Annotated in this window: 12 protein-coding genes; 3 read left to right on the forward strand and 9 right to left on the reverse strand. The window is 71.6% G+C overall.

Features of this window, described 5'->3' with window-relative positions; translation table 11 throughout:
* Nucleotides 1-3 precede the first annotated feature (3 nt).
* Nucleotides 4-624 carry a VC0807 family protein gene (locus ACZ7PG_RS16610; RefSeq protein ID WP_470239908.1) on the forward strand — a complete coding sequence of 207 codons (621 nt, stop codon included), beginning with the start codon at nt 4-6 and terminating at the stop codon, nt 622-624.
* On the opposite strand, the gene ACZ7PG_RS16615 is transcribed toward ACZ7PG_RS16610, so the two are convergent.
* From ACZ7PG_RS16615 to glf, 5 genes are all read right to left on the reverse strand, one after another.
* A complete protein-coding gene (locus ACZ7PG_RS16615; RefSeq protein WP_470239909.1) occupies nt 606-2,123 on the reverse strand; it encodes a hypothetical protein in 1,518 nt (505 codons plus the stop codon). The two genes, ACZ7PG_RS16610 and ACZ7PG_RS16615, sit on opposite strands and share 19 nt — an antisense overlap.
* 71 nt (nt 2,124-2,194) lie before the next feature.
* The gene (locus tag ACZ7PG_RS16620; RefSeq protein WP_470239910.1) at nt 2,195-2,896 is read right to left on the reverse strand and encodes a hypothetical protein; all 702 of its coding nucleotides are present in this window, start codon (nt 2,894-2,896) and stop codon (nt 2,195-2,197) included.
* 110 nt (nt 2,897-3,006) lie between these two features.
* Nucleotides 3,007-4,002 carry a decaprenyl-phosphate phosphoribosyltransferase gene (locus ACZ7PG_RS16625; RefSeq protein WP_470239911.1) on the reverse strand — a complete coding sequence of 332 codons (996 nt, stop codon included), beginning with the start codon at nt 4,000-4,002 and terminating at the stop codon, nt 3,007-3,009.
* Entirely contained in the window at nt 3,999-4,517 is a 519-nt protein-coding gene (locus ACZ7PG_RS16630; RefSeq protein WP_470239912.1) for a phosphatase PAP2 family protein, read from the reverse strand. Before ACZ7PG_RS16630 ends, ACZ7PG_RS16625 begins: the two co-directional genes overlap by 4 nt.
* Nucleotides 4,510-5,733 (reverse strand): UDP-galactopyranose mutase, encoded by a 1,224-nt coding sequence (gene glf / locus ACZ7PG_RS16635; RefSeq protein WP_470239913.1) that lies wholly within the window; start codon nt 5,731-5,733, stop codon nt 4,510-4,512. The genes ACZ7PG_RS16630 and glf overlap by 8 nt, the downstream gene beginning before the upstream one ends.
* A 79-nt stretch (nt 5,734-5,812) precedes the next feature.
* Between glf and ACZ7PG_RS16640 the strand changes: the two genes are divergently transcribed.
* A complete protein-coding gene (locus ACZ7PG_RS16640) occupies nt 5,813-7,822 on the forward strand; it encodes a DUF6541 family protein (protein ID WP_470239914.1) in 2,010 nt (669 codons plus the stop codon).
* A 148-nt stretch (nt 7,823-7,970) separates the two neighbouring features.
* On the opposite strand, the gene ACZ7PG_RS16645 is transcribed toward ACZ7PG_RS16640, so the two are convergent.
* Nucleotides 7,971-8,867: an LLM class flavin-dependent oxidoreductase gene (locus tag ACZ7PG_RS16645; RefSeq protein ID WP_470239915.1), complete on the reverse strand. Its 897-nt coding sequence runs from the start codon at nt 8,865-8,867 to the stop codon at nt 7,971-7,973.
* A gap of 96 nt (nt 8,868-8,963) precedes the next feature.
* On the opposite strand from ACZ7PG_RS16645, the gene ACZ7PG_RS16650 reads away from it, so the two are divergent.
* Nucleotides 8,964-9,761: an HAD family hydrolase gene (locus tag ACZ7PG_RS16650; RefSeq protein WP_470240776.1), complete on the forward strand. Its 798-nt coding sequence runs from the start codon at nt 8,964-8,966 to the stop codon at nt 9,759-9,761.
* On the opposite strand, the gene ACZ7PG_RS16655 is transcribed toward ACZ7PG_RS16650, so the two are convergent.
* The 3 genes from ACZ7PG_RS16655 to ACZ7PG_RS16665 all read right to left on the reverse strand — a co-directional run bounded on the left by ACZ7PG_RS16655 (nt 9,758) and on the right by ACZ7PG_RS16665 (nt 13,636).
* Complete coding sequence (locus ACZ7PG_RS16655) at nt 9,758-10,486, reverse strand: lysophospholipid acyltransferase family protein (protein WP_470239916.1); 729 nt, start codon at nt 10,484-10,486, stop codon at nt 9,758-9,760. The genes ACZ7PG_RS16650 and ACZ7PG_RS16655 overlap by 4 nt on opposite strands.
* 70 nt (nt 10,487-10,556) lie before the next feature.
* Nucleotides 10,557-11,990: a glycan biosynthesis hexose transferase WsfD gene (gene wsfD / locus ACZ7PG_RS16660; RefSeq protein ID WP_470239917.1), complete on the reverse strand. Its 1,434-nt coding sequence runs from the start codon at nt 11,988-11,990 to the stop codon at nt 10,557-10,559.
* The gene (locus ACZ7PG_RS16665) at nt 11,987-13,636 is read right to left on the reverse strand and encodes an ArnT family glycosyltransferase (protein ID WP_470239918.1); all 1,650 of its coding nucleotides are present in this window, start codon (nt 13,634-13,636) and stop codon (nt 11,987-11,989) included. Before ACZ7PG_RS16665 ends, wsfD begins: the two co-directional genes overlap by 4 nt.
* Nucleotides 13,637-13,679 lie beyond the last annotated feature (43 nt).

The raw sequence follows: 13,679 nt of genomic DNA on the forward strand, positions 1-13,679 counted from the left end.
GGCATGCTCGGCACACTGCTTTGCGACATCATCGCCCCGGTCGGCGGCTACTACGCGCTGCGGGCGTTCGACGTCGCGCCGGTCTGGGCGCTGACGCTGAGCGGCCTGCCCCCGGCGCTGCGGGTGCTGTACCTGGCGGCGCGGTACCGGCGGCTCGACGGCATGGGCGTGTTCGTGCTGGCCATCGTGGCGCTCGGGTTCCTGACGTCCGTGCTGACCGGCGACGCGCGGCTGCAACTGGTCCGCGGCGCGTGGTTCAGCGTGCTGATCGGGGTGTGGATGCTGGCGAGCCTGCGCGTCGGCCACCGCCCGACGACCTACCAGGCGACGCTGGCGCTGCTGCCGGGCCGGGCTTCGACGCTGGAGGCCCGCTGGGCGGACACGCCGTCGTTCCGGCGGGTCTGGTGGGTACTGACGGTCGTGTGGGGCGTCGGCGGGCTCGTGCACAGCGCGGGGAGCATCGCGATGGCGTACACGCTGCCGGTGGACGTGGTGCCGGGGCTCGACACGGCGTTGTCGATCGGGAGCTTCGTGGTGCTGCAGGTGGTCACGCAGGTGCTGCTGGCACGCGAGGGGACGATGAACCGGATGTTCCGCGGCCGGGATCAGCTGCCCGCCGCGTGAGCCGGCACCAGGTACAGGTTCTGGACGCCCACCCACGGTGAGTCGATCCGCCAGCTGGCCAGCGCCGCCGGGGGCGGGGCCTGCCGGGTCGTCGCCAGGACCAGGTCCGGGCTGATCGGGGCCACGCTGTGGTCGAAGTTGTGGAAGTTGGCCTCCAGCAGCGCGCGCCCGAGGTCGCCGCTGCGGCGCTTCGTCTCGGTGATCGCCGGGTCGACCGCGCCGCGGTCGGAGAACTCGTCGACCAGCTCGCAGTCGCACGCGTACGCCAGCGCGCCGATCTCGCCCGCCGTCTCCACGGTTCGGCCGTGGACGATCGAGGCCAGCTCCTGGCCGATCTCGCGGTACTCCGTCGTCGAGGCGTGGTTGCTGGTGATCGGCGCGAACTGGCGCGGCAGGCCCGGCAGCGCGTAGACCACGAGACTCACCACGAGGACGCCGCCGACCAGCGTCCAGGTTCCGCGGCGGACGCGTTCCGGCACCGCGCACGCGCACGCCGCCAGGAAGATCGTCGCGCCGATGATGCTCGGCCCGTAGTACCAGTGGTACGGCGGCACGCCGAGTCGGCTGTACGCCAGGTAGTGCAGCGCGCCGGCGACGGCCAGCGCCGCGAACGGCGTCAGGCGGCGGGCGGTCTCGGAGCCGCGGCGGAACTGGACGAGCCAGACCACGCCCACCAGGGCGGCGAGCGGCAGGGCCAGGAACGACAGCGCGGCCTCGGCCGGGAAGTTCCGCCAGTACAGGAGCGGGCCGTTCGTGAAGTTGAACGGCCCCCACGACTGCTGGCTGATCTTGATGACGAGCGTGTCCGGCACGGCCGAGCCGAGGACGATCCAGCTGAACCCGAACCACGGCAGCGTCACCGCGAGAGCGGCGAACGCCGTGCGCCAGATCCCGGTCCAGAACTCGCGCCGGGCCGCGAACAGCACCACCGCGAACAGCAGCAGGTCGATCCGGACGAGCGCGAGCAGCCCGATCACGACGCCGAGGCGGCCCGCCTTGCGCTCGCCCGCGTAGACGAGCGTCCAGACGACGCCGGTGGCCCCGAGCGCGACCTCCAGCCCGACCGACGACAGCAGCAGCGGGTTGACCAGCAGCAACGCGAACGTCACCGGCGCGAACGCCGCCGGCAGGCCGGTGCGCTCGCCCAGCCGGCGCAGGCCGAGGACGAGCAGCACCTGCGCGGCCACGAACACGATCCCGGCGGCCAGCACGGCGTCGCGGACGAAGAACGTGACCGCGGCGAGTGCCAGGACGTTCAGCGGAGACGTCGCGGTGTTCGCCGTCCCCTGTTCGATCAGGCCCCAGTGGGCGTGGAAGGCGAGGTTCTTCGCGTAGGACAGCGTGATGTACGTGTCATCGATGAGATGGCTGCTGACCAGGGCGAACATCAGCGCGGAAGCCGCCGCGGCCCCCGCCGGCAAGGCCCACGAGCGGGCAAGGGGAACGGCCGCCCACAGCGCAGGGGCGGCCTTGGGGAGTTCTGCGGAGGCGCTTCGCATCCCGGACACCGTACCTCGCCCGTGATGCTTCCGTGATCTGAGCGAGGTGCGGGTGGCTCAGACCACAGCGGTCAGATGCCGTTGCCGGAGCCGGAATTGCCCGAGTTGCCGGAGTTGCCGCCGCCGCGGTTGGGGAAGCCACGGCCGTCCGGGCCCTGGTTGGGGCCGTTGTACTGGCGGTGGATGCCGGGACGGTCGCCTCGAGGGCCGCCGCCGTGGGACGTCGCAGCGGCGATCCCGCCGACGATGCCGCCGCCGACCAGCAGGCCCAGGACGCCGACCGCGACGAGCTGCGTGGCGCGGTGGCCGACGAACCGCCGGAAGCCGCCGGGCTGCCGTGGGGCCGTTTGGGGCGGGCCCCAGGCGCCGTAGGCCTGGCCGGGGCCGGGCTGGGAGAGCTGCGGGGTGTGCACGGCGGCGGGCGGGGGCTGCTGGCCGTGCGCGGCGGTCTGGTCGGCTCCCTGGGCGGCGTTCGGCAGGGCCGTGGTGCCGGCGGGCGGCGGCTGCTGGCCGTGGACGGCGGTCTGGTCGGCCGCCTGGGCGGCGTTCGGCAGGGCCGTGGTGCCGGCGGCGTCGGTGGCCGCGGGCTGAGCGGGCGCGGCCGACTCACCCTGCGCGGCGGGCTGGGCCGGGGTGGCCGCCTCACCTTGTGCGGCGGGCGTCACCGGCTGCTGCGTGGTGGGATGGTCGGCCGCGGCGTGGGCCGTGGGCTGCTCGACGGTCGGGTGGTCGGCCCCCTCCGGGGCCTTCTCCTCGCGCGGCTGGTCGTTCATCGTGGCTCCCGTGGTCACGGGGACGGGCGCAGTGCCCGCCCCCACCACCTCAGGGTGCGCCGGTCAGCTGTGCGTCACCTGAAACGAACCTGTCGATCCGCCATGAGAAGTCACAGGTAGAACGAGAGGAACAGCGTGACGACCCAGGTCGCGCCGAGCACCTGCAGGATGCGGTCCTTGAGCGCGATCTCCTCGGGCTCGCCCGCGATGCCGCCGTCGACGTCCACCGCGTAGCGCAGCACCGCCACCACGAACGGGACCATCGAGATGAGCGCCCACACCGAGTTGTGCTCGGTCTGGCGGATCTCGAACGCCCACAGGCAGTACGACATGATCAGGATCGCCGCCGACGTCGCCCAGACGAACCGCAGGTAGCTGGCCGAATACTTCTTCAGCGACGAGCGGATCTTCGCGCCGGTGCGCTCGAACAGCATGATCTCCGCGTAGCGCTTGCCGGCGACCATGAACAGCGAACCGAACGCCGTGACCAGCAGGAACCACTGCGAAAGCGCGATCCCGCCCGCGACACCGCCGGCGATCGAGCGCATCAGGAAGCCCGAGCCGACGATGGCCAGGTCGACCACCGGCTGGTGCTTCAGGCCGAAGCAGTAGCCGAGCTGGACGGCTTCGTAGACGCCCAGCACCACGGCGAGCTGCCAGCTCGCCGCGAACGACACGCCGAGGCCGGCCAGGAAGAACACGACCGCGGCCCCGTACGCGACGGGGACCGGCACGAGACCGGCCGCGATCGGCCGGTTCCGCTTGGTCGGGTGGGCCCGGTCGGCCTCGACGTCGATGGCGTCGTTGATGAGGTAGACCGAGCTCGCCACCAGCGAAAACGCCACGAAGGCGACGATCGCGTCGAGCAGGAGGCCCGTGCGGTCGGTCGACTTCGAGAAGGCGAAGAACGGGGCCGCGAAGACCAGGACGTTCTTCACCCACTGGCGGGGCCGCGCCGTCTTGATGATGCCGCCGACCAGGCCGAACGGCCCCGGTGCGGCAGTCGCCGGCGAAACCTCGGCCTGCTCCGCGGTCACCGGGGTCTCCGGTGCTTCGGGAGTCACGGCCGCTTCGTCGCTGTCGCGCTGCTCGGTCGTCTCGCTCATGGGTTCTTCTTCAGCTTCCGTCGTATCAGACCACCGACGAGCCCCCCGAGGGCCGCACCGGCCAGAACGTCTGTCGGATAGTGAACGCCGAGCACGAGCCGCGAGGCGAGCATCGGCGGTACCAGGGCGGGCACCAGGTTACGCCCGGTCAGTCCTGAGTAGAGCACCGCCGCCGCCGTGGTGGACGTCGCGTGCGAGGACGGGAAGCTCAGCTTGCTCGGCGTGCCGACGAGCACCTCGACGCTCGGGTGGTCCGGCCGCGGCCGCCTGACCACGCGTTTCACCGCGATCGAGGCCGCGTGCGCGCCGACGACGCCTGCCGACGCGATCAGCCAGTCCTTGCGGCGCTTCTTGTCGACCGCGGCGCCGATCAGGCCGAGGCTGAACCAGCCGATGGCGTGCTCCCCGAAGTGCGACATGCCGCGCGCGGCTTTCACCGAAACGTCACTCTTCAGAAAGCCCTGCGCCTTGGCCAGGACCGCCACCTCACCGGTGGGCTGCCCCTTCTCAAGCATCGAGGGACCCGTCGAGCGGCGCGCCGTCGGTCAGGTGCGGGGCGATCTTGTTGTCGAACGCCGACAGCGCCGACCCGATGGCCATGTGCATGTCGAGGTACTTGTAGGTGCCGAGACGGCCGCCGAACAGCACGTTCTTCTCGCGCGCCTCGGTCTTGGCCAGCTCGCGGTAGGCCTCGAGCTTCTCGCGGTTCTCCGGCGTGTTGATCGGGTAGTACGGCTCGTCTTCCTCGGTCGCGAAGCGGGAGAACTCGCGGAAGATGACCGTCTTGTCCTTCGGGTAGTCCCGCTCCGGGTGGAAGTGGCGGAACTCGATGATGCGGGTGTAGGGCACTTCCTGGTCGTTGTAGTTGACGACCGAGGTGCCCTGGAAGTCGCCGGTCTCGGCGACCTCGGACTCGAAGTCGACGGTGCGCCAGGTGAACCGGCCCGCCGAGTAGCCGAAGTAGCGGTCCAGCGGCCCGGTGTAGACGGTCGGGGTGCCCGCCGGGATGTGCTCGCGGACGTCGAAGTAGTCGACGTTCAGCCGGATCTCGATGTTCTCGTGCTCGGCCATCTTCTCGAGCCACGCGGTGTACCCGTTGACGGGCAGGCCCTCGTAGGTGTCGTTGAAGTACCGGTTGTCGAAGTTGTAGCGGACCGGCAGGCGCGTGATGATGTTCTCGCCCAGGTTCTTGGGGTCGTTCTCCCACTGCTTCGCGGTGTACCCGCGGATGAACGCCTCGTAGAGGGGACGGCCGACCAGCGAGATGGCCTTCTCCTCGAGGTTCTGCGCGGCGGAGGTCTCGAACTCGGACGACTGCTTGGCGATCAGCTCGCGGGCCTCGTCCGGGGTGTGGGACTTGCCGAAGAACTGGTTGATCAGGCCCAGGTTCATCGGGAACGAGTAGACCTGGTCCTTCACCCGCGCGAAGACGCGGTGCTGGTAGTTCGTGAACTCGGTGAAGCGGTTCACGTACTCCCAGACGCGCTTGTTCGAGGTGTGGAACAGGTGCGCGCCGTACTTGTGCACCTCGATCCCGGTCTCGGGCTCGGCCTCCGAGTAGGCGTTGCCACCGAGGTGGCTGCGCCGCTCGAGGATGAGGACCTTCTTGCCCAGCTCGGTCGCGGCCCGTTCGGCGACGGTCAGACCGAAGAATCCGGACCCGACGACGACGAGGTCGTAACCTGCGAAATCGTCTTCAGTAATCTGTGCGGGGTTCGTGTGCGCGCTCACGGGCGTCGAGGGTACGCAGTCCGGTAACCCGGGCCGCACCCGACTATCACATTTCGGCCTACGACACACCTGGAAAGCAGTGCCTGCACCCGAGGACTTCTGGAGCTACTTCACCGCCGTGGCCACCTACCTGGCCGTCTTGGCGGTGCCCGGCGGCGTCGTCGGATGGGCCGCCGGGGTCCGCGGCTGGGCGCTGGCCGGGCTCGCGCCGCTGCTCAGCTACGCCATCACCGGCCTGGCCGGCCCGTGGCTGGCGATCGCGCACGTGCCGTACGGCCCGCTGAGCGTCGCCGCCTGCACCCTGCTGCTCGCCGCCGCGCTCTACGGTCTTCGCCGGTTCTCGATCGCGCGGGGCTGGATGACGCCGGGCGCCGAGGAGCCGCCGCGGCCGTGGACCCGGCGAGCCAACCTGGCGGTGGGTGCCTGCGTGGCGATCGCCACGGCCGTGTCGATCGCCGTGGTGGTCACCGGGCGCGGCGGGACGACCGCGGTGTTCCAGCGCTGGGACACCGTCTTCCACGCGAACGGCATCCGCTACATCGCCGAGACCGGCGACGGCTCCCTGACCGGCATGGGCACCATCAACTGGTACCCGGACGGGTCCTTCTACCCGAACGCGTACCACCTGGTCGGCGCCCTGGTCTACCAGCTGTCGGGGACGTCGGTCCCGGTCACGCTCAACGCCGTCACGATGCCGATCGCCGGGCTGTTCGCGCTGGCCATGGTCGCGCTGGTGCGCCAGCTCGGCGGCCGCGCGGTGTTCGCCGGCAGCGCGGCGCTGGTCGCGGGCGGCGCGACGACCGGGGCGTACGAGTCGGTGTCGAGCGGCCTGCTGCCGTTCGCGCTGGGCATCGTGCTGACGCCGCTGGCGGTGGTCGCGCTGCAGCGGTTCGTCGTGCGGCCGGGCGTCGACACGGGCGCGGTGCTGGCGCTGAGCGCCACCGGCCTGCTCGCCGCGCACTCGAGCGCGTTGTTCGGGGCGCTCCTGTTCGCGTTCCCGCTGGTCGTGCAGCGCTGGTACCGCGCGCTGCGCGGCAAGCGCCTCGACGGCGTGCCCGAGGGCCGCGCGGCCTGGCGGGTGGTCGGTGGCGACGCCCTGCGCATGGTCCCGGTGATGGTGGCGGCGGGCGTGCTGGCCGCGCCGATGATCCTCGGCGCGCTCACCTTCACGTCCGGGTCGTACCCGTACCACCCGTGGGGCTCGCACATGGCCGTGTGGAAGGCACTGGCGATGCTGGCGACGTTCAAGCAGGTGCTGCCGGTGCCGCAGATCTGGCTCACGGTGTTCCTGGTCATCGGGCTGGTCACGCTGTCGCGGCTGCGGCGGATGCGCTGGGTGGTGCTCTCGGCGATCGCGCTGTCCGCGCTGTTCGTCGTCGTCGCGTGCTTCGGCGGCGAAGACTGGGTGATCGCCCTGTCGCGGCCCTGGTGGAACGACCGGTTCCGGCTGATGGCACTGGCGGCGATCCCGATGTGCCTGCTCGCCGCGCACGGGATGAGCGAGACCCAGCAGTGGCTGGCGAAGGTCGCGAGCGGACGCGCCTGGGTGCGGGCGCGGCCGTGGCTGACCGGCCGGGTCGGGCTGGCGACGGCGGTGCTGCTGGTCGTCGCGATGGGCGTGCTGACCGGCGGGTTCTACCGCGCGGCCAACGCCAAGACGGTGTCGCTGCTGTACTACAACGGCCTGCCCGGCGAGACGGTCCCGCCGGTCAGCCAGGACGAGATCGACGCGATGGAGTACCTCGGCACGCTGGGGATCCCGGCCGACCAGAAGGTGCTCAACGACCGCATGGACGGCACGGCGTGGATGTACGCGCTCACCGGCGTGCACCCGGTGGCCGGCCACTACGACGCGGGCATCGCTCCCCCGGACGCGCTCTACCTGGCCCTGCACTTCGGCGACTACGACAGCGACCCGGAGGTCCGCGCGGCCACCCGGCGGCTGAACATCCACTACGTGCTGGTGGGCAGCGGCACGATCCGCCGCGACACCCCGATCGCGCCCGGCCTGCGGCACCTGGACGGGCACGACTTCGTCAAGCAGGTCTACCGGAACCCGGGTGCCGTGATCTACCGGATCGTGAAGTAGCCCCGGCAGGACAAAACCCTCGTGGCCGCGGCGCCCCGTGCCGCGGCCACGAGGGCCCTCCGTCCCCCAACCACCCCCGGGGTGATCTCTGACGTCTGCATGCAAGGACGCCCGAGGGACGGCAATCGGTTTCCCGGCTACCCGGATGTCACCCGTTCGGACTAGCGTGGAGCTCCGGCAGGACGTCGCTCGCGACCTGTTCCAGCACGGCTTCGCGGCCTTCGTACGGCGACGACGACCGCGGCCAGTGCGCGATGATGTCGGTGAAGCCCAGCTCGCCCGCGCGGCCGGCGGCGTCGCGGAACGCCTCGACGCTGCTCAGTGAGAAGACCGGCGAGGCGTCCAGGCTCAGGTGGCGCTGGATGCCCGCCCGCTCGCGGCCCACCGCCTCCAGCCGCTGGTCGAAGACCTCCGTGAGCTGCTTGATACCGCCCCACCACTCGTCCTCGGTCGCGCCGCCCCGGCCCGTCGTGACCCAGCCCGCGCCGAAGCGCGCCGCCAGTGTCATCGTGCGGGGGCCGTTGGCCGCGACCACGAACGGCAGCCGGGGACGCTGGACCGTGCCCGGCAGGTTGCGGGCCTCGCGGGCTCGGTAGTACTCGCCGTCGAAGTCGAACTTGTCCGTCATGAGCAGCCCGTCGAGCGCCTCGACGAACTCGGTGAACCGGTCGGCGCGCTGCTTCGCCGTCAGCTCCGGGGCGTCCAGGACCTTGCTGTCGTAGTGGAGGTGGTCGACGCCCGCGCCGACGCCCAGGACGAACCGGCCGTCCGAGATGTCGTCGAGGGTCGTCAGGTCCCGCATGAACGGCACCGGGTGCCGCGCGACCGGGGACGCCACGAACGTGCCCAGCCGGATGCGGGACGTCACCATCGCCGCCGCCGTCAGGGTCGGGACCGCGGAGAACCACGGGCCGTCGACGAGGTTCCGCCAGCCCAGGTGGTCGTACGTCCAAGCGTGGTCGAAGCCGTATTCCTCGGCCGCGCGCCACTTCGGCTCGGCGGCCCACCAACGATCTTCAGGGAGAATCACGATGCCTACTCGCACACTGCCGGACCGTAGCGGTAACCACCGACAATCGCTCGGACGGGGACGAGGCCACCCGAACGTGTCAGGGACAATGGTCGGGTGGAGAGACCTCAGTTGATCGCGTCCGACGTCGACGGCACCCTGCTCGGCCCCTCCGAATCCCTCAGCGCCCGCACCATCGCGACCGTCCGCCGGGCGATCGAGGCGGGCGTGCCGTTCGTGCTGGCCAGCGGCCGCCCGCCGCGCTGGATCGCGCCCGTGGCCAGGCCGCTCGAGCTGACCGGGTACGCGGTGTGCGCGAACGGCGCCGTCCTGTACGACTGCGGCCGCGAGGAGGTCGTCGCGGTGCACGGCCTGCTGCGGCCCGAGCTGCTCAACGACATCGCGCACGCGCTCGACAAGGCCCTGCCCGGCTGCCGGCTGGCCGCCGAACGCGCCAGCACCGGCGTCGACCACGAGATGCGCAGCTTCGTGATCGAGCCGAAGTACCACAACCCGTGGGGCGACGGCGAGGGCCGCACCGCCCCGCGCGCCGAGGTGCTCGGGCACCCGGCGATCAAGCTGCTGGTCAGCCACCGCGGGATGTCGTCGGAGGAGATGGCCGAAGCGGTGAACGCGCTGTTCGAGCGCGAGGTCGACGTCACCTACTCGTCGTCGGGTGGCCTGGTGGAGCTGTCCGCGCACGGGATCACCAAGGCGACCGGCCTGGCCGACGTCGCCGAGCGGCTGGGCGTCGGACGCGAGCAGGTCATCGCGTTCGGCGACATGCCCAACGACGTCGAGATGCTGCGCTGGGCCGGCCACGGGGTCGCGATGGAGAACGGGCACCGGGCGGTGCTCGCGGTGGCCGACGAGGTCACCGGGCCGGCCGGTGACGACGGCGTCGCGCAGGTTCTGGAGCGCTGGTTCTAGCGGTTGTCGAGCTCGGCCGCTTCGGCCGGGGTCGGTGCCGTCCCGCCCAGGTGCGCGGGCAGCCACCAGTGTTCTTCGTCGGACGAAGGCTGGTCCGGGTAGTCGGCCTGGGCCCGGTCGAGCAGCGCGCTCATCCGGGTGCGCAGCTCCTTCGTCACGACGTCCCAGTCGTCGCCCTTGGCCGGGTGCATCGGCTCGCCGATGAGGATCGAGATCGGCACGTGCCGGCGCGTCAGGTCCTTCGGCCGGCCCTTCGTCCAGAGCCGCTGCGTGCCCCACAGCGCCATCGGCACGACCGGGACGTTCGCCGCCGCGGCCATCCGGACGGCGCCCGACTTGATCTCCTTGACGGTGAACGACCGGCTGATGGTGGCTTCGGGGAAGACGCCGACGACCTCACCGGCCTGCAGCTTCCCGAGCGCTTCGCGGTAGGAGGCCAGGCCGGCGGACCGGTCGACGGAGATGTGGTGCATCCCGCGCATCAGCGGCCCGGCGATCTTGTTGTCGAAGATCTCCTTCTTCGCCATGAACCGCGTCAGCCGCTTGGCCGGGCGCGCGCCGAGGCCGCAGAAGATGAAGTCGAGGTAGCTCACGTGGTTGCACGCGATGACCGCACCGCCGTGGCGCGGGATGTGCTCCGCGCCGTCGATCGTGATGCGGTTGTCCAATACCCGGAACATCGTCCGGGCCGCCGCGATCACGGGCGGGTACACGAGGTCGGCCATCGCGCCAGGTTACGGGACCGTAGGTTCTTGACGTCGGTTCAAGCGGGGAAGAACACAAACCGGGCGAACCTCACACGGCTTGCACGTCCCGCCGCCGGACGGGGATCGCCAGGACGACCGCGAGCAGGATCGTGAACAGCGCGACCGACTGGTGTTTGACGCCTTCGATGCCGTCGCCGAGGGCCGCGGCGCCGAACTGCGTCACCGAGACGGCGAACAGGAACGCCAGCACGACGCCCAGCGCGCCGCGACGCCACATCCAGGCTCTGACCAGCACGAACAGCCAGATCGGCACCAGCGCGAACAGGCCGAGCGGACTGATCAGGCCGGTCAGCCACGACACCACCGGCACCCGGTACTCCTGCGCGTGCGGCGCGAAGCCCGCGTCCTGGTCGAAGCTGCCGAGGTAGTCCGGGCGGGCGGTGAGCTGGTCGGTCGCGGCCCGGTTCAGCACCTCCAGGGTGCGACTCGGGTGGCTCGCGAAGTACGCGATGACCTTCCCGCGCGTCAGCTGGTCGCGGTACCGCGGGTAGAGCGGGTCCATGGTCACCGGGTGCGGGTGCCACCAGCCGTTGCCCGCGTACTGCGCGAACGACGGCGGCAGCCCGAGGTCGGCCAGGTCGGCCTGGGTGTCGTGCTTGCCGTCGACGATGTTCAGGAAGACCGAGTTGACCACGTTGATCTCGCGCGAGTCGTCGCCGGGGAACTCGCTGTACGTGCCGTCAGGCGCCAGGGCGGGCTCGACACTCTGCTGTGCGAAGAACGTCACCGCGCCGACAGCGCCGACGACCAGGACCGCCGCCGCCCACCGCTTCGGCCCGCGCAGCGTGCCCGGCCGGACGAGCAGGACCGCGAGCGCGAGGATCGGCAGGATCGTCAGCGTCTGGACCTTGGCGTTGACCGCCAGCACGCCGCCGGCGAGCGTCACCGCCATGCCCACGTAGCTCCACCGGCCCTCGCGCGCGGTCAGCAGCAGGCCGCCGGCGATCAGCAGCAGGCCGAGGAATGCCGCGCCTTCGCCGAGCACCGCGGCGAAGTACCCGAAGAACGCCGAGTCGGCGACGACCAGCAGCAACCCGCCCGCCACGGCGAGGCGGGCGCGCCGCGAATACGGCAGGCCGAGCACGATCGCGGCGATCGCCGCCGCGGCGATGACGCTGCTCAGCAGGCCCAGCACGACCAGGCTGAGCGTCCCGGGCAGGCCGATCAGGCGGCCGATCCCGACGGCCAGCTCCGCGAGCCAGCTCTGCGTGAGCAGGTAGGTCGGCCGGCACTGCGGCACCCCGGACGCCGGGGTGTACGCGAGGTGGACGAACGCCTCCGGCAGGCCCTTCCAGGTGATCCCGGCGCCGCACAGCACGCGGCCGCCGTCGCCGTTGTTGGACATCGCGACCGGGCGCGGCACCAGGAACCGCAGCACGAACAGCGCGAACGACGTCCCGAAGACCCCGATCCCCAGCTTCGCTTCGGCGCCCAGCCGGCGCGTCGGGACCTCGAGCTTCACGAAGGACAGGGTACGTAGCGGAAGTCCGGGCCCTTGTCGAGGTCCGTGACCACCGACTTCGCCTGCTCCACGCGCGGGTACACCGAGACCCAGTAGGGCGTGCCGACGCGGCGGAACGTGGCGACCTCGTACTTGCCCGCGTAGACCGGGTCGATCGCGCAGTGCTGGCGGTCGGCGTAACCGCCGTCGGCGGGCACCGCGACGGTCGGGCGGCGGCCGTTGACGACGTAGTCGTAGTCGGTCGCGACACCGCCGTCGTGGCGCCCCTCGCGGGCGATGTGGTCGTCGGTGCGGCCGTAGACGTCGACGATGAGCAGCTGGCCGCTGCGGGCCGCGAGCGCGCCGGGCGCGGTGGCGCTGACGACCGACCCCGCCGGCAGGTAGCGGCCCAGCCAGCCGCCGATCTCGCTCAGCTCGGTGCCGTGCGCGCGCCAGTCGCGCACGCGGTCGAGCATCTCGGGGCTGAACACCGAGACGAGGACCGCGATGCCGGCGAGCCCGCAGGCGGTCACCGGGACGAGCCGCGTCGCGGCGGGCCACGCCCTCGGCCGCGGCGACGGCTTCGCCTCGACGTCCACGGTGAGCACGCCGTACGCGCTGACGGCGGCCACGGCGATCAGCGGCGGAACCGGGGCCAGCAGCCGCCACGACGGCCCGGGGTCGCCACCGATCAGCACCGCGGCGGCGGCGACCGTGACGGCGATCGCGAACAGCAGCCAGATCAGGGCACGGGCTTCGACGGCTTCGGTGCGACGCAGCAGCAACGCCACCGCGGCGACCAGCGCGAGCAGCAGGAAACCCTGGTGCGCCAGCGCGAACCCGGACAGGTACGGCCAGCCGGCGTCGACCTGCGAGCCGAGCGGCCCGCCGAGCTTCACGGCCAGCGGCGCGGGGACGTAGTGCTGGTAGAAAGTCACGCGCCAGGCCAGCCGCGGGATCAGGAACACCAGCGCGCCCAGGACGTAGCCCACCGGGGCCCACCAGCTGTGCTTCTTCTTCAGCGCGGCGCCGATCAGCCAGAGACCGCCCAGCACGGCGACCACCAGCCCCTCCGGGCTGGTCATCACGGCGAACGCGACCAGCACCCCGGCGACCACCGGGCGGCGCGCCGCGAGCGAGTAGCAGACGGCGAGCAGGAGCAGCACGAACAGCGGGACCTCGGAGCCGGACGGCCCGTAGACGGCGAGGCCGCCGGCGCTCGCGGTGAGCACCGCGGCGGCGACACCGATCGCCGGGCGCGGCTCGGCGTCGGCTCCCGCGACGATCCGGTTCACCAGGAGGTAGGACACCAGCACGCACCCGAGCGCGGCGAGGACGCCGAACACGACGGCGGTGGTCTCCACGTCGGCGCCGAACGCGGCCCGCGGCAGGGCGATCAGCACCAGCCAGAGGAAGTTCGTGTACCCCTCGACGCGCTCGCCGGGGTTGAAGACCGGGCCGTTCCCGTCGGCGATGTTCTGCGCGTACCGGAACGACACGAGCGCGTCCTCGGTGACGGTCGCGAACAGCAGCTGGTGCAGCAGCGAAAGGCCGAGGGTGAGCGTGAGGACGAAGCCGCGCCAGCCCCGGTCGGTGTCGAGCCTGCCCCAGGTCAGGACCACGATCGCGGCGAGGACCAGCCACGCCACCACGACCGCGTAAACCACCCGGCCCCCTAGTGAAGATCGCTCCGCCCGGCGTCAGTCAAGC

The organism is Amycolatopsis sp. NPDC114504 (genome assembly GCF_055633595.1).

Bases quoted from the DNA above. Each gene is read 5' to 3' on its own strand.
- ACZ7PG_RS16610 (WP_470239908.1), top strand. From the start codon at position 4: ATGCTCGGCACACTGCTTTGCGACATCATCGCCCCGGTCGGCGGCTAC.
- ACZ7PG_RS16615 (WP_470239909.1), bottom strand. From the start codon at position 2,123: ATGCGAAGCGCCTCCGCAGAACTCCCCAAGGCCGCCCCTGCGCTGTGG.
- ACZ7PG_RS16620 (WP_470239910.1), bottom strand. From the start codon at position 2,896: ATGAACGACCAGCCGCGCGAGGAGAAGGCCCCGGAGGGGGCCGACCAC.
- ACZ7PG_RS16625 (WP_470239911.1), bottom strand. From the start codon at position 4,002: ATGAGCGAGACGACCGAGCAGCGCGACAGCGACGAAGCGGCCGTGACT.
- ACZ7PG_RS16630 (WP_470239912.1), bottom strand. From the start codon at position 4,517: ATGCTTGAGAAGGGGCAGCCCACCGGTGAGGTGGCGGTCCTGGCCAAG.
- ACZ7PG_RS16655 (WP_470239916.1), bottom strand. From the start codon at position 10,486: ATGGCCGACCTCGTGTACCCGCCCGTGATCGCGGCGGCCCGGACGATG.